Source organism: Streptomyces sp. MAI_2237, from assembly GCF_054189285.1.
In genome coordinates, this window is sequence record NZ_JAJPGQ010000005.1 from 964,082 (window position 1) to 982,781 (window position 18,700).

18 protein-coding genes and 1 pseudogene are annotated in these 18,700 nt (G+C 72.8%); 6 read left to right on the forward strand and 13 right to left on the reverse strand.

Annotation, left to right across the window (positions count from 1 at the left end):
• Window positions 1-4 precede the first annotated feature (4 nt).
• Window positions 5-895 (forward strand): universal stress protein, encoded by an 891-nt coding sequence (locus LN251_RS32770; RefSeq protein WP_458247779.1) that lies wholly within the window; start codon window positions 5-7, stop codon window positions 893-895.
• A gap of 36 nt (window positions 896-931) precedes the next feature.
• Here the strand turns inward: LN251_RS32770 and LN251_RS32775 are convergent, their stop codons facing one another.
• Together LN251_RS32775 and LN251_RS32780 are read right to left on the reverse strand one after the other, a co-directional pair.
• On the reverse strand, window positions 932-1,156 hold the full coding sequence (locus LN251_RS32775) for a DUF2180 family protein (protein WP_458247780.1): 225 nt from the start codon (window positions 1,154-1,156) through the stop codon (window positions 932-934).
• 127 nt (window positions 1,157-1,283) lie between these two features.
• On the reverse strand, window positions 1,284-2,006 hold the full coding sequence (locus tag LN251_RS32780; protein WP_458247781.1) for a class I SAM-dependent methyltransferase: 723 nt from the start codon (window positions 2,004-2,006) through the stop codon (window positions 1,284-1,286).
• A gap of 94 nt (window positions 2,007-2,100) precedes the next feature.
• Between LN251_RS32780 and LN251_RS32785 the strand changes: the two genes are divergently transcribed.
• Window positions 2,101-2,508, forward strand: a complete 408-nt coding sequence (locus LN251_RS32785; RefSeq protein WP_458247782.1) for a nuclear transport factor 2 family protein — start codon at window positions 2,101-2,103, stop codon at window positions 2,506-2,508.
• Between the two features lie 21 nt (window positions 2,509-2,529).
• On the opposite strand, the gene LN251_RS32790 is transcribed toward LN251_RS32785, so the two are convergent.
• The 3 genes from LN251_RS32790 to LN251_RS32800 are packed head-to-tail and all read right to left on the reverse strand — an operon-like array spanning window position 2,530 to window position 4,804.
• Complete coding sequence (locus LN251_RS32790; RefSeq protein WP_458247783.1) at window positions 2,530-3,789, reverse strand: RNA polymerase sigma factor; 1,260 nt, start codon at window positions 3,787-3,789, stop codon at window positions 2,530-2,532.
• The gene (locus tag LN251_RS32795; RefSeq protein ID WP_458247784.1) at window positions 3,786-4,082 is read right to left on the reverse strand and encodes a YciI family protein; all 297 of its coding nucleotides are present in this window, start codon (window positions 4,080-4,082) and stop codon (window positions 3,786-3,788) included. Before LN251_RS32795 ends, LN251_RS32790 begins: the two co-directional genes overlap by 4 nt.
• Window positions 4,082-4,804: a nuclear transport factor 2 family protein gene (locus LN251_RS32800; protein WP_458247785.1), complete on the reverse strand. Its 723-nt coding sequence runs from the start codon at window positions 4,802-4,804 to the stop codon at window positions 4,082-4,084. Before LN251_RS32800 ends, LN251_RS32795 begins: the two co-directional genes overlap by 1 nt.
• A gap of 396 nt (window positions 4,805-5,200) precedes the next feature.
• Between LN251_RS32800 and rho the strand changes: the two genes are divergently transcribed.
• On the forward strand, window positions 5,201-6,343 hold the full coding sequence (gene rho, locus LN251_RS32805; protein ID WP_458247786.1) for a transcription termination factor Rho: 1,143 nt from the start codon (window positions 5,201-5,203) through the stop codon (window positions 6,341-6,343).
• Window positions 6,344-6,350: 7 nt separating this feature from the next.
• Here the strand turns inward: rho and LN251_RS32810 are convergent, their stop codons facing one another.
• Window positions 6,351-6,959: a cation transporter gene (locus tag LN251_RS32810; RefSeq protein ID WP_458247787.1), complete on the reverse strand. Its 609-nt coding sequence runs from the start codon at window positions 6,957-6,959 to the stop codon at window positions 6,351-6,353.
• Between the two features lie 121 nt (window positions 6,960-7,080).
• Between LN251_RS32810 and LN251_RS32815 the strand changes: the two genes are divergently transcribed.
• Window positions 7,081-8,163, forward strand: a complete 1,083-nt coding sequence (locus tag LN251_RS32815) for a hypothetical protein (RefSeq protein WP_458247788.1) — start codon at window positions 7,081-7,083, stop codon at window positions 8,161-8,163.
• 247 nt (window positions 8,164-8,410) lie between these two features.
• Window positions 8,411-9,157: pseudogene (locus LN251_RS32820) on the forward strand (D-alanyl-D-alanine carboxypeptidase family protein); the annotation flags it as partial.
• Between the two features lie 35 nt (window positions 9,158-9,192).
• On the opposite strand, the gene LN251_RS32825 reads toward LN251_RS32820, so the two are convergent.
• Window positions 9,193-10,548 (reverse strand): glycosyltransferase 87 family protein, encoded by a 1,356-nt coding sequence (locus LN251_RS32825; RefSeq protein ID WP_458247789.1) that lies wholly within the window; start codon window positions 10,546-10,548, stop codon window positions 9,193-9,195.
• Window positions 10,545-11,942 (reverse strand): polyprenol phosphomannose-dependent alpha 1,6 mannosyltransferase MptB, encoded by a 1,398-nt coding sequence (mptB, locus tag LN251_RS32830; RefSeq protein ID WP_458248215.1) that lies wholly within the window; start codon window positions 11,940-11,942, stop codon window positions 10,545-10,547. Before mptB ends, LN251_RS32825 begins: the two co-directional genes overlap by 4 nt.
• Window positions 11,943-12,113: 171 nt before the next feature.
• On the opposite strand from mptB, the gene LN251_RS32835 reads away from it, so the two are divergent.
• Window positions 12,114-12,878: an alpha/beta fold hydrolase gene (locus LN251_RS32835; protein WP_458247790.1), complete on the forward strand. Its 765-nt coding sequence runs from the start codon at window positions 12,114-12,116 to the stop codon at window positions 12,876-12,878.
• Between the two features lie 13 nt (window positions 12,879-12,891).
• Here LN251_RS32835 and LN251_RS32840 read toward each other — a convergent pair whose 3' ends face one another.
• From LN251_RS32840 to LN251_RS32860, 5 genes are all read right to left on the reverse strand, one after another.
• Window positions 12,892-13,830: a glutaminase gene (locus tag LN251_RS32840; protein WP_458247791.1), complete on the reverse strand. Its 939-nt coding sequence runs from the start codon at window positions 13,828-13,830 to the stop codon at window positions 12,892-12,894.
• A 46-nt stretch (window positions 13,831-13,876) separates the two neighbouring features.
• The gene (aspA, locus tag LN251_RS32845; RefSeq protein WP_458247792.1) at window positions 13,877-15,289 is read right to left on the reverse strand and encodes an aspartate ammonia-lyase; all 1,413 of its coding nucleotides are present in this window, start codon (window positions 15,287-15,289) and stop codon (window positions 13,877-13,879) included.
• 120 nt (window positions 15,290-15,409) lie between these two features.
• Complete coding sequence (locus LN251_RS32850; protein ID WP_458247793.1) at window positions 15,410-16,426, reverse strand: asparaginase; 1,017 nt, start codon at window positions 16,424-16,426, stop codon at window positions 15,410-15,412.
• Window positions 16,427-16,457: 31 nt separating this feature from the next.
• Window positions 16,458-17,909, reverse strand: coding sequence for an amino acid permease (locus LN251_RS32855; RefSeq protein ID WP_458247794.1), 1,452 nt, complete (start codon window positions 17,907-17,909; stop codon window positions 16,458-16,460).
• Complete coding sequence (locus LN251_RS32860) at window positions 17,906-18,583, reverse strand: FadR/GntR family transcriptional regulator (protein WP_458247795.1); 678 nt, start codon at window positions 18,581-18,583, stop codon at window positions 17,906-17,908. Before LN251_RS32860 ends, LN251_RS32855 begins: the two co-directional genes overlap by 4 nt.
• Window positions 18,584-18,700 lie beyond the last annotated feature (117 nt).

An 18,700-nucleotide genomic window follows, 5' to 3' on the forward strand; every position in this document is an offset into this window, starting at 1 on the left:
GGCCATGACCGGACCTGTCGTCGTCGGAATCGACGGCTCCCCGGCCGGGACGACGGCCGCATGGTGGGCCGCCCGCGAGGCCGCGACCAGGGGACGGCCGCTGCTGCTGCTCCACTCCTGGTCCACGCAGCCGCTCGACGTGCCCCTCGCCCATGAGGCGCTCGGCAAGCAGCAGAACGGCGGGCGGCTCCTGCAGCGGACCGAGACCGAACTGCTGCACCACTACCCCGGTCTGACGCTGACCACGGAACTGACGTCGACGCCCGCCACGGAGGCGCTGCTGGACCTCGGCGGGCTCGCGGAGCTGCTGGTGCTCGGCAGCCGCGGACACGGCTCCACGGCGAGCTTCCTGCTGGGTTCCACCAGCCTGTACGTCCTGGGCCGCGCCCGGTGTCCGGCCGTCGTGGTCCGGGCCGGCGATCCGGCGGTCGAGGACGGTTCGGGCCGTCCACTGGCGGCCGACCGCGGCGAGGTCGTGGTCGGTGTCAAGGAGACGGGCCGGGCCGCCGACCCGCTGCTCGAGTTCGCGTTCACGGCGGCCGACCGGCGCCGGGCCCGGGTGCGCGCGGTGCGGGCGCTGCAGTCGTTCGGCACGGTCGCCCCGGTGCACGCGATGGCCGCCGGTCACGCCGACAGCCGCCACGAGGCGGAGGAGCACGCACGTCTCGCGGCCGCACTGGCCCCTTGGCGGGAGAAGTTCCCCCACGTCCGGGTGGTGGAGCAGGTTGCGGCAGGACCGGCCGCCGCGGTGCTGTTGTACGCGGCGGAGCACAGCGAACTCACCGTGCTGGGGCGCCGGCGCAACCCCTCGCACCTGACCTGGAGGCTCGGGCCGGTGGCCCACGCGGCCCTGCACCACATGCCGTGTCCGGTCGCAGTCGTCCCGCACGACTGACCCGGCCGGCGGGCCCGCGTGCCGGGGCAGGACCGTTCAGCCGGCGCACCGCACATGGTCGAACGCCTCGGCCTCATAGCACGAGGGACATGTCACGCGCCGCGCGAGCCGGCGGCCGACGCCCGGCCCCGAGCCGGGGGCGCGCTCCGTCAGCCGTCCGACGACGTGGGCGTGCCGCAGGCACACTCCGCAGCCGCAGCGGTCGCACACCGCGACCGCCGGGGCCGTCGTGTCCTTGAGCGCGCAGTCGTAGCAGTTCACGACGCACCTCCCTGACCCGCGTTCCGCACTCTCATCGTCCCGCCCGACGCGGTGTCCGGCGCCGGGCCGGTCGGGCCTTTCCCGGGACCGACGGCCCAGCCCCGGGCGCCGTGACCGCCCTGCGCCCTCAGGACCTGACGGCCCGCACGAGGCGCACCCGCGGGCTGCCGTCGCTTCGCCGCCCGAACTCCGGCAGGGCCTCCAGGCCGACGCGGAATCCGGCGCCCTCCAGCTCCCGCCGGACGTCCCCGAGCCGGAAGTCCCGGTAGTACATGACGAAGGGCGGGCGCCACACGGCGTTGCGCACCCGCATGACGGCGTCGAAGCCGAGCAGCATCCAGAAGGCGGGCGACGAGGGCCGGGGCGGCGCGAGCACGGGAAAGGCGAAGCAGCCGCCCGGCCGGAGCACGGAGTGCACCTGCCGGAACAGGCCGGGTAGTTCGCCGGGCAGGAAGTGGCCGAACGCCCCGAAGCTGACCACCAGATCGAAGGCCGGTCCGAACGGCAGCGCCCGGACGTCCGCCCGCACCCAGGAGACCTCCGGCCCCGCCGGCCGGACGTTCTGCCGGGCCACGGCGAGCATCCCGGCACTGAAGTCGACGCCCGTCACGCTCTCCCGGCAGACCCGGCCGAGCACCTCGACCCCCGCGCCGGTGCCGCAGCACAGGTCGAGCCCCGCCGCGTAGGGCCCGGTCCGGGCGAGGGCCGCCGCGACGGCCTCCAGCACCGACTCGGGCGTCCGGAAGGGCGTGTGGTCGAACTTCGGGGCGAGCAGGTCGTATCCGCGCTCGACGGACGAGAGCGCCTGGACGGCGAGTTCACGCAGGCTGGGACCTTCGGGGCTGAACATCTCGGTCAGCTTAGGGGAACCGGTCGTGGACAGGGGCACACCTCCTGGCTAGTCTCATCGGCACCTATTCCACTAGTTCACTATGGAGTGAGCGATGCGCGCGTTCCGCGAAGCGGTCGAGGCGGGTGATCTCGACGCGGTCGAGGCACTGCTGGCGGAGGACGTCGTGTTCTCCAGCCCGGTGGTGTTCAAGCCGTACCCGGGCAAGGCGATCACCGCGGCGATCCTGCGGGCGGTGGCGCAGGTCTTCGAGGACTTCCGCTACGAGCGCGAGCTCGCCGGGCCCGACGGCCGCGACCACGCCCTGGTGTTCGCGGCCCGGGTGGGCGACCGCGAGCTGACGGGCTGCGACTTCCTCCACCTGGACGAGAACGGCCTGATCGACGAATTCACCGTCATGGTGCGGCCGTTGTCGGGTGCGCAGGCGCTGGCGGCGGCCATGGGCGCCCGCTTCGAGGAGATCGCCAAGGAGGCGGAGGCACGGTCGACCTCCACTTCCTGACCCCGGACCGGGTGCCCGCCCTCACCCCGGCCGGCACTGCGCGAGCCGCTTCCGCAGGAACCTCCGTTCGGCGTCGTTCCGCACCAGTTGCAGGGCCCGCTCGTATGCCGCGGCCGCCTCGGCCGTCCGTCCGTCGCGGCGCAGCAGGTCGGCCCGGGTGGCGGGAAGCAGGTGGTAGTCGGCGAGGTCGCCGTCGCGTTCCACTTCGGCGACCAGGGCGAGTCCGGCGTCCGGGCCCTCGGACATGCCGACGGCGACCGCGCGGTTGAGGCGTACGACGGCGGAGGGCACGAAGCGGAGCAGGGCGCCGTACAAGGCGGCGATGTCGGCCCAGTCCGTGTCGTCGGCCGTGGCGGCGTTCGCGTGGCAGGCCGCGATGGCCGCCTGGATCTGGTAGGGCCCGGGCCGGCCGCGGCGCAGGACCGTCTCCACCAGCGCGGTGCCCTCGTCGATCTCGGCACGGTCCCAGGCGCTGCGGTCCTGGTCCTCCAGGGTCACCAGGTCGCCGGCGGCGTCCACGCGCGTGTGCCGGCGCGCGTCGTGCAGCAGCAGGAGGGCGAGCAGGCCGAGCGTCTCCGGTTCGTCGGACATCAGGCGGGCAAGCAGCCGGGCGAGGCGGACGGCCTCCGCGCACAGGCCGGTGCGCACGAGTTCGGCTCCGGAGGTGGCGGCGTAGCCCTCGTTGAACAGGAGGTAGACCACGCCGAGGACGCCGGTGGTGCGTTCGGGCAGGAGGTGGGCGGGCGGCACCCGGTAGGGGATGCCGGCGTTGCGGATCTTCCGCTTGGCCCGCACCAGGCGCTGGGCCATGGTCGCCTCGGGGACCAGGAAGGCGCGGGCGATCTCCGGCGTGGTCAGGCCCGCGAGGGTGCGCAGGGTCAGGGCGACCCGGGCCTCGACGGGCAGGGCGGGGTGGCAGCAGGTGAAGATCAGGCGCAGCCGGTCGTCCTGCACGCCGCTGTCGTCGCGGTCGTACTCGGGGTCGTACGGCTGCTCGTCACGGGCCGGCACGGCGGCCTCCCGGAGTCTGGCCGCCCCGACCGCCCTGCGGCGCAGGACGTCGAGGGCGCGGTTGCGGGCGGTGGTGGTCAGCCAGGCGCCGGGGCGGCGCGGGACGCCGTCGCGCCGCCACCGGTCGAGGGCCTGGGTGAAGGCGTCCTGCGCGCACTCCTCGGCCAGGTCCCAGTCGCCGGTCACCCGGATGAGGGTGGCCACGACCTGGCCCCATTCCTCGCGGAAGGCGGCGGCGACGGCCGCCTCGACGTCGTCCGTGGCACTCACTCCCAGACCGGCCGTACCTCGACCGAACCGCCGTACGCGTAGGGGTGCCCGGCGGCCAGGGCGATCGCCTCGTCGAGGTCCTCGGCGTCGACGAGGGCGATCGCCGCGAGGTCCTCTTCCGACGGCGCGAACGGTCCGTCGCCGAGCAGGACTTCACCGTCCCGGACGCGGACGGTGGTGGCGTCCACGGCCGGTCGCAGCCGCACCCCGCCGGTGACCTCCGGGCGGTCCATGCCTCCGGGCGGGGGTTCCTCGCCCCCTTCCGGGAGGCGGGCCAGCAGGGCGTAGCGCATCACGCCCCCTTCAGGGACACGGCGTGCTCGTGGGTGATCAGCCGGCGCAGCCCGGTGTCGCGGTAGCCGGCGGTCACCCGCAGCGTCTCGTCGAGCGCCGTGCCGTCGGCGCGGGCCGCCGTCAGCCGCACCAGGGCGTGGGTGAAGCCGACGCTCTCGTCGACCTGGACGCGCAGGTCCAGCACCTCGCGCGTCACCGGACCGGTGACGGACGCGAACAGCTCCCGCAGCGCCTCCCGGTGGGCGCCCAGGCCCTGGCGTTCCTCGCCGTCGGCGAGGTGGAAGACGGCCGCGTCCGGTGTGTAGCAGGCGAGCGCGCGGTCCAGGTCGCGGGCGTGGAAGGCGGCGGTGAGTTCCGTGTCGAGGGCGCGGATCGCGCTCTCGGCGTCGTCCTCGCCGACCATCGGCCAGAACGGCCGTACCTCCATGGCGCCGATGGCGGCCACGGGGTGCGCGGCGGCCGCCTCGACCGCCTCCTCCAGACTGTCGCACTCCAGGACGTCGAATCCGGCGACGTACTCCTTGGTCTCGGCGAAGGGACCGTCGGTGCGCAGGACCTCGCCTCCGCGCACCCGTACGGTGACCGCCTCGGCGGGCAGGGCCAGTCGGTGGCCGTGCAGGCGTGCGCCGCGCTCCCCGAGTTCCTCCACCCAGGGTTCGACGGGTGCCATGCCGGAGGCGTCGGCGGTGTCGTCGCCGCAGACGAGCAGCATGTACTTCATGGGGTCCTCCCGGTCGTCATCAGCTTCCTACACCCCACCGACGAACGGGACCGGCCGCAATCGACACCCGGCTGTGCGGAATAGGCCGGGACACCGTCTTGTTGACGCCGGTGAGCAGTAGAGCGGTTTGGGTCCGCGGCCCCTGTGGTACCGTCCTGCTAGCACTTGTGTACGCCCCGTTGAGGGCGCCGGTGCCGTTTCACCTCAGTCGGCCGACCGCCCGCCGTCCTCCGGCCGGCGCACCGGCTTTCCACCACCACCCCGTGACCGGCGCGTTCACCGCCCCGCACCGAGGTGCCGTTCCCGCCGCCCAAGGCGCATGTCCGCCTTCCTCTCGCGGCCTCCCCCTCCCTCCCGCATGTCCCCCTGTATTCGTCCTCGAAAGGACCGACCGACATGACCACCACTCTCGAACACCCCCCTGTCCGGCAAGAACCCCAGGCCCAGGTCGCCGCCGGTGTCCTCGACATCGACGCGGGCGGAAAGGGTCATCTGCGCGCCCCCGGCCTGCACGCCACGCCGTCCGACCTGCCGGTTCCGCCCGCGCTGATCCGCCGTCACGGCCTGCGCAAGGGCGACCTGGTCGACGGCGTCCGCGACGGCCGGCGCGCACTCACCGAGGTCGTACGGGTCAACGGGCGCACGCCCGACGAACTCCGCGGCCGTCCGCACTTCCGCGACCTCACCCCGCTGCATCCACGGCAGCGCATCCGCCTGGAGCACCCCGCTGCCGGACCAGCGGGACGCGTCACCGACCTGCTCGCCCCCGTCGGAAAGGGCCAGCGCGGCCTGATCGTGGCCCCGCCCAAAACCGGCAAGACCGTACTGCTGCAGCAGATCGCGGCCGCCGTCGCCGGCAACCACCCCGAGTGCCGCCTGATGGTGGTGCTGCTGGACGAACGGCCCGAGGAGGTCACCGAGATGCGGCGCTCGGTGCGCGGCGAGGTGTACGCCTCCACCTTCGACCGGAGCCCCAAGCAGCACATCGCGCTCGCCGACCTCGTCATCGAGCGGGCGAAGCGGCTCGTCGAGGCCGGCGAGGACGTCGTGATCCTGCTCGACTCCCTGACCCGGCTGTGCCGGGCGCACAACAACGCGGCCGCGTCGAGCGGCCGTACCCTCAGCGGCGGCGTGGACGCCTCCGCGCTGCTCGGCCCGAAGCGGTTCTTCGGCGCCGCCCGGCTCGCCGAGGAGGGCGGTTCGCTGACGATCCTCGCCACCGCCCTGGTGGAGACCGGCTCGCGCGCCGACGACTACTTCTTCGAGGAGCTGAAGAGCACCGGCAACATGGAGCTGCGCCTGAGCCGCGAACTCGCCTCGCGCCGCGTCTTCCCGGCCGTCGACGTCAACCCCTCCGGCACCCGCCGCGAGGAACTCCTCCTCTCCCCCGCCGAGTTGACCACCGTACGCGGCCTGCGGCGCGCCCTGCAGACACGGGACGGGCAGGCGAACCTGGAGACCCTGCTGGAGCGCATGCGCGACACCCCGGACAACGCGACCTTCCTGCGGCGCATCCAGCCCACGCTGCCGACGGGCTGACGCATCGTCAGATTCCGTGCTCGCCGGTGAAGATGTCCCGCACCTCGCGCAGTGCGTAGTAGACCAGAACGTATCCGGCTGCCGGGTCGGCCCACCACAGGCCGGCCAGGGAGTTGAGCAGGAGGCCGAGGAGTACGGCGGCGGCCAGGAGCCCGTCGATCAGCGTGACCCGGCCCTCGGTCCTGAGCACCGGATTGTCCAGCGCCTCGCCGGTGCGCGCCTTGCCCGCGGCGAGGGCGAACATCACGACGGCCGTCACCGCCGTCCAGCCGATGCCCAGCGCCGAGTGGCGTGGCCGGAAGCCGGTCGCCAGCACCCAGGTGGACTGCGCCAGCAGGTACATCGCCAGCAGTGCGAAACCGACCCCGATCAACCGCAGTGCCCTGCGCCGCCGTTCCTCGCCCGTACCGGACAACTCCCAGATCACCACGGCCGAGGCGCCGATCTCGATGAGGGAGTCCAGACCGAAGCCGGCCAGCGCGACGGATCGCGCCGAGACCGCGGCGACGGCGAGCACCACGATGCCGATCACGTTCCAGCCGAGCGTGAGGCGTTCGAGGGTCATGCCCCGACGGGCGAGCGCCCGGCGGGTGGTGTCGTCAGCGCTGGTCACCACGGAATCCTCCTCCGGCACAGGATGCGCGCAGCGGGGGGCCGCACACCACCTGATCATCGCCCCTTATCCTTCGGGCTGACCTGCACATGCAGACCACAGGTGCGACACGGGGGTACGACACATGACATATCGGCGCGCGCTCATACCGGCGGCGGTCGGAGGCGCCCTGCTCACCCTGCTGATGCTGTGGGCGGGGGCGAGCGCCTCGGCACTCCAACTCCAGGGCTCGGGCAACGTCTTCGACATCGAGTCCGCGACCGCGCTCAGGACCCTGCTCTCTCCCTGGTCGTACTCGGGCGTCTCCGGTGGCGCCCTCTACGCCGACCTCTACCGCACCGCGATGCAGATCAGGTTCGTGACCCTCTTCCTGTTCTTCGTGGCCGGTGCGCTGCTTCTGCTGCGCCGGCTGCCCCCGGTGCAGGGCCGCACGCCGGCCACGCTGCTCGCACTGTGGGCCTGGGCTCCGGTGGCGGCGACCCTGGCCGTGACCGTCTCCGCGCCGTGGCTGATCGCCTCGCGGGGCCACGGCAGTTTCCGGGTGCTGCCGCAGGTGGCGAGCGTCATCGCCTCCGGCGGTCCGGCCGCGGTGGTCGCGGGGCTGCTGACCGCCCCGGTCATGGTGGTTCTGGCGCGTGTCATGAACGGCGACCCGGAACCGCTGCCCCGGCGCGACGTGCCGCCGCTCGCGGCCCGTCTGGCGGCGAGCGCCGGGACCGCGGTGGTGGCGCTGTCGCTGGTGGTCCTCTCCTACCAGTCGGTGGCGGCCTGGATCCAGACGTCCTTCCCCGACGAGGGGCTGTTGTCCGAGCCCGGCGACCTGCTGCGCGAGTGGCTGCTGCTGGGCGCCTGGAGCGGCCCGTCGACCACGCCCCTGGGCGACTGGCTGCTGTACCGGGCCGCCGACGTCGTCGTGCTGGTCGTGGTGTGGTGGGCGCTGCGGCTGCTGCCGGGGCTTCTCACCGAGGCCACGGCACCGGCGATGGCGGCGGGCGCGGTCTGCGCGACCGTGCTGGGCCTGCTGGCGAGCCAGTTCCTGCACTGGGCGACGGATGACACCACCACCGTGCGGGGACCGGTTTCCTTGGTCGCCGGGCTCGGCGGCGGCGTCCCGGCCGCCCTCGTCTTCGGCGGCGTCGCGGGGATCGCGGCCGTCGTGACGCTGCGGCTGGCCGGGCGCCGGGAAACCGCCGACGCCGTGGGGTGACTGCGGCATCCGGGTGCTCCCGCCCGCGGCCCGGCCCGGCCATCGGCCCGAGCGCCGGACCGATTCCTACGTTGACAATATGACCATCGGATTTTCCTTCCGTATGCCTCGCACCGCGGCCGCGTTGCGTATGCCCCGGGCCGCGGCCGCCACCTGCGCGGTCTGTGTGGCGGGCGTCCTGGCGTTCGCGCCCGTCGCGGCGGCCGCCGCACCGAAGCCGGGACCGGCCGGCGGGCCGACGGCGGTGATGCCGCGCCCGTCGCTGCTGTACGGGCACGGCACGCTCGTGCGCCCCCGGCCCGGCGCTCCCGCGCTTCCCGACGTCTCCGCCCTGTCGTGGCTGGTGGCCGACACCCGCAGCGGCGACGTGCTCGCCGCGCACGACGCGCACCGCAGACTGCCGCCCGCCAGCACCCTGAAGACCCTGTTCGCGCTCACCGTGCTGCCGACCCTGCCGGGGGGCATCCGGCACCAGGTGCGGGAGGAGGAACTGGCGGGCATCGGGCCGGGCAGCAGCATGGTCGGGGTCGCCGAGGGCCGCACCTACACCGTCGCCGACCTGTGGCGGGGGGTGTTCCTGAACTCCGGCAACGACGCGGTGCACGTCCTCGCCTCCCTCAACGGCGGCTGGGCCACGACGACCGCCCGGATGCAGGCCGAGGCGCGGGCCCTAGGCGCTCTGGACACGCACGTGCGCTCGCCCGACGGCTACGACACGCCGGGGCAGGTGTCGTCGGCCTACGACCTCGCGGTTTTCGGCCGTTCCGGGCTAAGCAACGCGGACTTCGCCCGCTACTGCGGCACCGCCGAGGCGATGTTCCCGGACGGCGCCGGCGGGTCGTACGGCATCCGCAACACCAACCGGCTGCTGACCGGTGCGGACGGCGTGGCGCCCTACCGCGGGCTGATCGGTGTCAAGAACGGCTACACCACCAACGCGGGCAACACCCTCGTCGCCGCCGCCCGCCGGGGTGGGCGGACCCTCGTCGTCACCGTGATGAACCCGCAGGCCGGGGGCGGGTTCACCGTCTACGAGGAGGCTCGCGAGCTGCTCGACTGGGGGTTCGCGGCGGCCGGTCGGGTGGCGCCGGTGGGGTCGCTGGACGGGCTGCGGGTACGGCCCCGGCCGGGCCCCCACGCGGCGGCGCCCGTGGCCGCGGTCGTCGTGCCGGAGGACGGGCCCGGATGGCCGGAGACCGGTGTCATCTCGGGGGCCGCCGCACTGGGCGCCGGTGCCGTGGCACTCGCGCTGCGGGGCAGGGTCGCGCGCTCGTCGGAGGGGTGACCGACCGGCAGCCGCAGCAGAAGACCGAGGGTGATCCACGCGTAGGTGTTGCCGCCCAGGAAGCCGTCGACGCCGGAGGCGTCGTCGAACCACAGCCACACCACGCTGGTGCACATCACCGCGTACACGGCACCGGCGATCCGCGGGTGCCCGGCGCGGACCAGCACCGCGAGGGCCGGCAGTACCCACACCAGGTGGTGCACCCAGGTGATCGGGCTGACCAGGCACGCGGTCAGGCCGGTGAGGGCGAAGGCGGCCGGCCAGTCGCCCGCCGCGAGGGCGCGCCGGGTGCGCCGGGCCCAGACGGCGAGGCCCACGAGGACGGCGCACGCCCAGACGGCGTGGCCCGTCACGCCGAGCCGGGCCAGGACGCCCTGCAGCGACTGGTTGGAGACGTAGTCAAGGCGGCCCACCCGGCCGGTGTCCCACAGGGCCTGTGTCCAGTAGAAGCGGGAGGCGCCGGGGGCCACCCAGGCGGCGAGTGCGGTCGCCGCGCACGCGACGGCCGCGGCCGTCGCGGCCGCGCGTCGGCGGCCGGCGAGCAGCAGCAGGCCGATGAAGACGGCGGGGGTGAGTTTGACCGCCGCCGCGAGGCCGATGCCGACGCCGGCCCAGCGGTCGTGTCCGGTGCGCAGCAGCCGGGCGTCGACGAGCACCAGGGCCAGCAGCAGGAGGTTGACCTGCCCGAAGCTGAAGGTGTCGCGCAGGGGCTCGAACAGGGCGAGCAGACAGGCCCCCAGAGCGCAGCCGAACCAGCCCAGGCGCCGCCACGCTCCTTCCGTCAGCAGGTGCACGATCAGTGCGAGGGCCGCGAGGTTCAGCAGCAGGGCGAGGACGATCGCGGTGCGCAGCCCGACGAGGGCCATGGGCAGCATGGCGACCGCGGCGAACGGCGGGTAGGTGAAGCCGTACGCCGTGCCCGGCACCCGGTAGTCGTAGAGCCCTCCGGCGTGGTGGACCCAGGTGGTGACGGCGCCGTGGTAGACGCGCAGGTCGAACCAGTCCCGCAGCAGCGGTACGGTCGCGGTGAAGGCCGTGACGGCGACGGTGGCGGCCGCCACCAGCAGGATGCGGCCGCGGTCGGTGGCGGGGGGCCTCACGCGGTACGTCCCAGGGCCGGGACCTGCGCCGCGAGGTGCACCTGCCACAGCACGACCACGGCCAGCAGACCGCCGGAGACGGCCAGCACCAGTTCGTCGGCGCCCGCCGGAGCCCCACTGGGCAGGGCGAGGAACGCCACCGCTCCCGTGACCGGCGCCAGGCGGCGCCGTACCGACGGGCCGGGCGCCGCCGCGGCGATGAGGAACAGCGCCCACAGGGCGTACCACGGGCGGATCGCAGGGCCGAAGACGACGACCGCGGCCAGGCTGAGGCCGAGCGCGTAGACGGGGGTCGGGCGCCCTCGCCGCTTCCATATGACGAGGATCGCGACGCCGGTGGCGGCGAGGCCGGCGGCCTGCCAGGCGGGGACGGCGAGCGGGGCCAGACCGCTGCCGGCCCGCGTGAGCAGTGCGGCGGTGGCGCGGCCGAGCAGGCTGGTCAGCGCCCAGTTCTGTGGGGAGACGGGCGTCTTCAGCGCCGCTAGCCAGCCGTAGCCGGTGCCGGTCAGGGCGGTGGTGGCGGCGGTCGTGGCGACGGCGGCCGCGGCGGTCGTGACCACCGCGCGCGCCGGTCGACGGCCCGCGCGGATCGCGAGCGCGACGACCGCCGCGAGGCCGAGCACCGCGGGTGCCTTGACCAGGGCGGCCAGGGTGACGAGCACGGCCGCCACCAGCGGCCGTCGGCCGAGCGCGGCCACCAGTCCCATGCCGAGCAGCCCGAGCATGATCGCGTCGTTGTGGGCGCCCGCGACCAGGTGCAGCAGCACCAAAGGGTTGAGAACGCCGAGCCACAGCGCCTGGGCGGGGTCGGCGCCGCAGTGGCGGGCGAGGCGGGGCAGCGCCGCCGTCATCAGCGCCACGCCGAGCAGCGCCACCAGACGCATCCCGAGCAGCCCGGCCGGGAGTTCGCCGCGGGTCAGGCCGGTCAGGGCCGAGGCGACGCCGAGGAACACCGGGCCGTACGGGGTCGCGGTGTGCCGCCACAGCGCGGGGACCTCGCCGGCGAGCGGCCCGCCGAGGTGGGCCGGGCCGTACGCGTACACGTCCAGGTGGGCGTCGACCATGGCGCCCTGGGCGAGGTAGCTGTAGACGTCCCGGCTGAACAGCGGCGGGGCGAGCAGCAGGGGTGCCGCCCAGACGGCGAGGACCAGCAGCAGGGCCCGCGTCGTGGGCGGTTCGGCGCCCCGCACGAGGCGTCCCAGCAGCAGCCAGGCGGCGATCAGCAGGACGACGCCGCAGTACACGCAGACCAGCCCCAGTGCCACACGCACGTCGGCGGGGGCCGGCAGCTCCTCCACGGGCAGGGCGCCGGCCGTCTCACCTCCCAGCGCGAGGAAGGCGGTACCGGCCAGCCCCAGCACCTGGCAGCGGCGGAGATCGACGGGAAAAGCCAAGGCCAACACTCGGGAAGCGTGTCAAGACCGGATGGCGGGAGATTGACGCGCCGCCCTCGCGTCGGGGACCTGGATGTGACCGGCGTGTGATCTCGTGGCGGCGGCGATGACTTCCACCGGCCCGCGATGTCTGCACGGCATACGACCCACCATCGAACGGACGTGATGACCATGCCGGACAGCTCCGCCCACGCAGAGGTCGACGGTCTTCGGATGTACTACGAGCTGCACGGCTCGGACGACGGGGCCAGGCGCCCGCTGGTGCTGCTGCACGGCGGGGTCCACACCGTGCAGCTGTCCTTCGCGGCCGTGCTGCCCGCGCTGGCCGACGGCCGGCTGATCGTCGCGCCCGAACTGCAGGGACACGGCCGCACGGCCGACACCCCGCGCGAGATGACGGTGGCGAACCTCGCCTCGGACGTCCTGGCGCTGCTCGACGGACTCGGCATCGGGCAGGCCGACTTCCTCGGCTTCAGCCTCGGCGGACTGACCGCTCTGGAGATCGCGGTACGGCACCCCGAACGCGTCGGGCGCCTGGTGCTCGCCGCCACCCACTACCACCAGGACGGCTACCACGACGACGTCCGCACACCGGACTTCGGCTCTCCGCGCCTGCCGACCCGGGCCGACTTCCAGGAGATGGCCGAGGCGTACGCCGCCGTCGCCCCGCACCCCGAGCACTTCCAGGACTTCCTCGCCAAGGTCACGGCCGCGGCCCACGCCCCGCTGCCCTGGACCGCCGACGACCTGCGCGCGCTGAGCGCACCCACCCTGCTGATCATCGGCGACAACGACTTCGTACGGCTGGAGCACGCGGCGCAGATGCAGGCGCTGATCCCGGCGGCGCAGCTCGCCGTCCTGCCCGCCACCACGCATGTGACCCTGATGCGACGGACCTCGCTGCTGGCACCGCTGCTGACGGAGTTCCTGGACTGAGCGCGGCTCCGGCTCAGAACACCGACAGGCCCGTCAGAGTGGTGAAGCGGTCCAGGGCCGCCACTCCTGCCACCGAGTTGCCGCGCTCGTCGAGCCCGGGGCTCCACACGCACAACGTGCAGCGCCCCGGCACGACCGCGATGATGCCGCCGCCCACCCCGCTCTTGCCGGGCAGCCCGACCCGGTAGGCGAACTCGCCGGCCGCGTCGTACGTCCCGCAGGTCAGCATCACCGCGTTGACCTGCTTGGCCTGGCTGCGGGTGAGCAGCCGGGTGCCGTCGGCGCGGATGCCGTGCCGGGCCAGGAAGCCGGTGGCCAGGGCGAGGTCGGCGCAGGAGGCCGTGACGGAGCACTGGCGGAAGTACTGGTCGAGCAGGACCGGAACGGCGTTGTCGATGTTGCGGTAGGACGCCATGAAGTGGGCCAGGGCCGCGTTCCGGTCGCCGTGCCCGGCCTCGGAGGCGGCGACGTCCTTGTCGAAGTCGAGCGTCGTGTCGCCGCTCTCGGCGCGCAGGAACGCCAGCAGCTCGCCCGCCGCGTCGCCGGTACGGGTGTGCAGACGGTCGGTGACGACCAGCGCGCCGGCGTTGATGAAGGGATTCCGCGGGATGCCGTTCTCGTACTCCAGCTGGACCAGGGAGTTGAAGGGGTTGCCGGAGGGTTCGCGGCCCACGTGCTCCCACAGTTCGTCGCCCTCGCGGGCCAGGTCGAGGGCGAGGGTGAAGACCTTGGTGATGGACTGCGTGGAGAACGGCTCCCGCCAGTCCCCCACGCCGTACACCGTGCCGTCCAACTCCGCCACGGCCATGCCGAAGCTGCGCGGGTCGCGGGCGGCGAGCGCCGGGATGTAGTCGGCGGGCCGCCCGCGGCCGGGGGTGCGCTCCATCTCCTCGGCGATGCGCTCCAGGACCGGCTGGAAGGAGTGGGACGACGTCGCGTTCATGATCACCATTGTGCCTCCGTGCCGGTCCCGGTGCCTCGTCACGCCTCGTCGCGGCTCAGACCAACCGTGCGCCGTTGCCCGCGAGGACCTCGGGCCGCAGCAGGCCGGCGAGCGTCTCGGCGGGCAGCAGGCCCTTCTCCAGGACGAGTTCGGCCACACCGCGGCCGGTGACGAGAGCCTCCTTGGCGATATCGGTGGCGGCCGTGTAGCCGATGTGCGGGTTGAGGGCGGTCACCAGGCCGATGGAGTTCTCGACGCTCGCACGCAGCGCTTCGGTGTTGGCGGTGATGCCGTCCACGCACCGCGCGGCCAGCGTGAGGCAGGCGCGCTCCAAATGGGTGATGCTCTCCGAGAGGGAGTGCAGGATGATCGGCTCGAAGGCGTTCAGCTGCAACTGCCCGGCCTCGGCGGCCATGGTGATGGCGACGTCGTTGCCGATCACCTCGAAGGCGACCTGGTTGACGACCTCGGGGATCACCGGGTTGACCTTGCCGGGCATGATGCTCGAACCGGCCTGCACCGGCGGCAGGTTGATCTCGCCCAGGCCCGCACGCGGCCCGGAGGACAGCAGCCGCAGGTCGTTGCAGCTCTTGGACAGCTTGACGGCGATCCGCTTGAGCACCCCGGACATCTGGACGAACGCCCCGCAGTCCTGGGTGGCCTCGACCAGGTTGGCGGCCGTGACCAGGGGCAGCCCGGTGAGGGCGGCGAGGTGACGGCGGGCCGCCTCCGCGTATCCGGCCGGAGCGTTGAGTCCGGTGCCGATGGCCGTGGCCCCCAGGTTGATCTCATGGATCAACTGGACGGCCTCGTCAAGACGGTTGCGGTCCTCGTCAATCATGACGGCATACGCCGAGAACTCTTGACCGAGCGTCATCGGCACCGCGTCCTGCAACTGTGTACGGCCCATCTTGAGCACGTCACGGAACTCGACGGCCTTGCGGGCGAAGGAGTCCTGCAGTACGGACATCGCCTTGAGCAGTCCACGTACCGCGAAGACCGTCGCGATCTTGACGGCGGTCGGGTAGACGTCATTGGTGGACTGGCCGAGGTTGACGTCCTCGTTGGGGTGCAGGAATCCGTACTGCCCCTTCTCGTGCCCGAGCAGCTCCAGCGCCCGGTTGGCGACGACCTCGTTGGCGTTCATGTTGGTCGAGGTCCCGGCACCGCCCTGGATGACGTCGACGACGAACTGGTCGTGCAGCTTGCCGTCCCGGATCTCCCGGCATGCCTCGACGATCGCCGCGGCCTTCTCCGGCGCCAGCAGCCCGAGCTCCTCGTTGGCGAGGGCGGCCGCCTCCTTGACCGCGGCGAGGGCGTCGATCAGGTGCGGATAGGAGGAGATGGGCGTGCCGGTGATCGGAAAGTTCTCGGTGGCCCGGAGGGTGTGCACCCCCCAGTAGGCATCGGCGGGAACATCACGGTCGCCGAGCAGATCATGCTCGCTACGGGTGACGACGCTGGTCATGAGGGAGAAGGTCCTCTTTCTGAGGTACGGGAAGTGGAGCGCCCCGAAAGGGGCGCGGGGAACTGCGCGGCCGGCCACACCCGGCCCGCAGCCGCCCATGGACGAACAGGCTCCGCCCCGCTAGGCGCACGCTTGAACGACAACGGGGTCCAGCGACCGAGCGGGCCGCACACACCCGACCGGCTGCCCGCCACCGAGAAGCGTCTCGCCGCGGAACTCGGCGAGCGACGCCGGGTCGACGCCGGCCCGCGCCAGCGCGGCCGCGGCCACGGGAATCCGCGCCCGGTTCGCCCCGTCGGCGATCTTCACGGCCACGGCCCGCCCGTCCGGCAGCGCGGCGACCTGCACGCCCTCGAAACCGTCCTTGGCGAGCAGCCCCGGCACGGCTCGCATCAGCGCGGCGACGTCCCGCCCCGAGCCGGAGGCCATCTCGGCGTGCGCGCGCATCGCGTCGGCGACGCGCGCCTCCGGCGTGCCGGGAGCCGCCGTGGTGACGCGCGCGGCGGCCCGGGCGAGCCCGTGCAGGGACACCGAGAACAGCGGCGCCCCGCACCCGTCGACCGTGACCCGCGCGATCCGCTGCCCGGTGAGGTCCTCGACGATCTCGGCGATCGCCTGCTGCAGCGGGTGCGCGGGGTCGAGATACCCCTCCAGGGGCCAGTCGTTGAGCACGCACGTGTACAGCATCGCCGCGTGCTTGCCCGAGCAGTTCTGGGCGAGCCGGGACGGCGGCCGGCCCTCTCGCACCCAGGTGTCCCGGACGACGGGGTCGAAGGGCAGGTCCGGGACGTTGCGCAGGTGGTCCTCGGTCAGACCGGCGAGTTCGAGGATGCGCCGGGTCCCGGCGAGGTGCCGCTCCTCGCCGGAATGGCTGGCGGCGGTGAGCGACAGCAGCTCACCGTCGAGCGGCAGGCCCGCCCGGACCATGGCGACGGCCTGGACGGGCTTGAGGGCCGAGCGGGGGTAGAAGGCGGCCTCGATGTCACCGAGCTGGAAGTCGACCTTCCCTTCGGTGCCGAGGACGACGACGGAACCGTAGTGGATGCCCTCCACGACCCCGCCGCGTATCAGGTGGGCGACGGGGGCGTGGAGGGGCTCGCGGATCAGGGGTGCGTCCGCGACGGAACTGCTGAACATCACTGCCTCTTGTCAGGGAGCGGCGCGTGGGTCACGCGTCGGCTCCGGTAGATGCGTTCTCGGTGGAGGTGCGTCCGACACGGCCGCGGATGGCGAACCACCCGCCGACCAGGGCACCGACGATCAGGGGCAGGCAGAGCACGGTGGTGCGGCCGGCGCCTCCGTCGGCGTACATGAGGACCAGGACGGAGGCGAGGAAGGCCAGCGTCACGATCTCGGTCCAGGGGGAGCCCGGCAGCCGGTAGCCGGGGCGGGTCAGCTCGCCCCTCTGGGTCTTCTGCCAGAAGAGGAGGTGACAGAGCATGATCATGCCCCAGGTGGAGAGGATGCCGAGCGCCGCGAAGTTCAGGACGATCTCGAAGGCGTCCGCCGGGACCACGAAGTTCAGTCCGACGCCCAGGACACAGATACCGCTGGTGAGCAGGATGCCGCCGTACGGGACCTGGCTGCGGCTCATCACGCGGGTGAACTTCGGCGCGGAGCCGGACATCGCCATGGAGCGCAGGATGCGGCCGGTGGAGTACAGGCCGGAGTTGAGCGAGGACATCGCCGCGGTGAGGACGACGAGGTTCATCACGCCGCCGGCCGCCGGGATGCCGATGTTGGACAGCACGGTGACGAAGGGGCTCTCGCCGGCCGTGTACTTGTTCCAGGGCAGCAGCATCGACAGCAGGAGCACCGAGCCGACGTAGAACAGGCCGACGCGCCACATGATCGAGTTGATCGCCTTCGGCATGATCTTCTCGGGGTTCTCGGTCTCGCCGGCGGCGACGCCGACCAGTTCGACGGAGGCGTAGGCGAAGACGACGCCCTGGATGATCAGCAGCATGGGCAGCATTCCGTTGGGGAAGACGCCGCCGTTGTCGGTGATCAGGGACGGTCCGGGGTGCGCACCGTCGACGGGGTGCTGGGTGACCAGAAGGAAGATGCCGATGCACATGAAGACCACCAGCGCGCTGACCTTGACGATCGCAAACCAGAACTCGAGCTCACCGAAGATCTTGACCGAGATCAGGTTGACGGTCAGGACGACGGCGAGGGCGATCAAGGCGATCAGCCATTGGGGGACGTCGGAGAACATGCCCCAGTAGTGCGTGTAGGTGGCCACGGCGGTGATGTCGGCGATGCCGGTGGTCGCCCAGTTCAGGAAGTACATCCAGCCTGCGGTGTACGCGCCCTTCTCGCCCAGGAACTCGCGGGCGTACGACACGAAGGCGCCGGAGGAGGGGCGGTACAGGACGAGTTCGCCGAGGGCGCGCACGACCAGGAAGGCGAAGACGCCGCAGACCGCGTACGCGATGAACAGGGAGGGTCCGGCGTCGGCGAGACGGCCGCCCGCGCCGAGGAAGAGACCGGTGCCGATGGCGCCGCCGATGGCGATCATGTTGACGTGCCGGGACTTCAGGGACTTGCTGTAGCCCGCGTCGCCGGCGTCGACATGTGCGGCCGGTGTGCGCGTCTCTTCTTTGAGGTGCTCGCTCACGCCTCGGGTCCGCCTTCCGTGGGGGTTTGCGCGCGCGAGGGGCGCACGATGTCGGTGAGGGTGGTCTCGACGCGGTCGAGGTGGTGCGCCATGGCGTCCGTCGCGTCGAGTTCGGAACCGTCCATCAGCGCCTCGACGATCGCCCGGTGCTCGCGGTTGGACTGCTCGCGGCGTCCGCCCAGTTCGTTGAGGAAGGCCGACTGACGCGCCAGTGCGTCGCGGATCTCCTCGATGACCCGGCGGAAGACCGGATTCTGGGCGGCCTGGGCGACGGCGAGGTGGAACAGCGTGTCGAGGGCGACCCAGGAGGTGGTGTCGGTCTCCCGCTCCATGCGCTCCAGCAGGTGCGTGAGGTGGTCGAGGTCCTCGGGGGTGCGGCGCCGGGCCGCGTAGCCCGCCACCGGGATCTCCACGTGGCGGCGCACTTCCAGCAGGTCGCTGGCCGCGTAGTCGCCGAAGGTGGGGTCCTCCACGGCGCTGGCGACGACGAAGGTGCCCTTGCCCGTCTTGGAGACGGTCAGGCCCATGGTCTGCAGGGCCCTGAGGGCCTCGCGCAGGACGGGCCGGCTGACCTCGAGGGTGCGGCACAGCTCGGCCTCGGAGGGGAGCTTGTCCCCCACCGCGTACTCGCCGTTCTCGATGGCGGCGCGCAGATGGGCCAGGACCGCTTCCATGGCGCTGATGCGCCGCGGACCCTGACTGGCTGTCTTACTGTCTGACAGGTTCACGGGAGTGATCCTGCGGGTGACGTACGGGGACTGTCAAGGGAGCTGAATGAAAAGATTCGCGGG

Coding starts and splice junctions, on each gene's coding strand:
- LN251_RS32800 (WP_458247785.1), bottom strand. CDS start 4,804: ATGAAGTACATGCTGCTCGTCTGCGGCGACGACACCGCCGACGCCTCC.
- LN251_RS32850 (WP_458247793.1), bottom strand. CDS start 16,426: ATGTTCAGCAGTTCCGTCGCGGACGCACCCCTGATCCGCGAGCCCCTC.
- LN251_RS32780 (WP_458247781.1), bottom strand. CDS start 2,006: ATGTTCAGCCCCGAAGGTCCCAGCCTGCGTGAACTCGCCGTCCAGGCG.
- LN251_RS32835 (WP_458247790.1), top strand. CDS start 12,114: ATGCCGGACAGCTCCGCCCACGCAGAGGTCGACGGTCTTCGGATGTAC.
- LN251_RS32840 (WP_458247791.1), bottom strand. CDS start 13,830: ATGGTGATCATGAACGCGACGTCGTCCCACTCCTTCCAGCCGGTCCTG.
- aspA (WP_458247792.1), bottom strand. CDS start 15,289: ATGACCAGCGTCGTCACCCGTAGCGAGCATGATCTGCTCGGCGACCGT.
- LN251_RS32770 (WP_458247779.1), top strand. CDS start 5: ATGACCGGACCTGTCGTCGTCGGAATCGACGGCTCCCCGGCCGGGACG.
- LN251_RS32860 (WP_458247795.1), bottom strand. CDS start 18,583: ATGGAAGCGGTCCTGGCCCATCTGCGCGCCGCCATCGAGAACGGCGAG.
- rho (WP_458247786.1), top strand. CDS start 5,201: ATGACCACCACTCTCGAACACCCCCCTGTCCGGCAAGAACCCCAGGCC.
- LN251_RS32785 (WP_458247782.1), top strand. CDS start 2,101: ATGCGCGCGTTCCGCGAAGCGGTCGAGGCGGGTGATCTCGACGCGGTC.
- LN251_RS32795 (WP_458247784.1), bottom strand. CDS start 4,082: ATGCGCTACGCCCTGCTGGCCCGCCTCCCGGAAGGGGGCGAGGAACCC.
- LN251_RS32815 (WP_458247788.1), top strand. CDS start 7,081: ATGACATATCGGCGCGCGCTCATACCGGCGGCGGTCGGAGGCGCCCTG.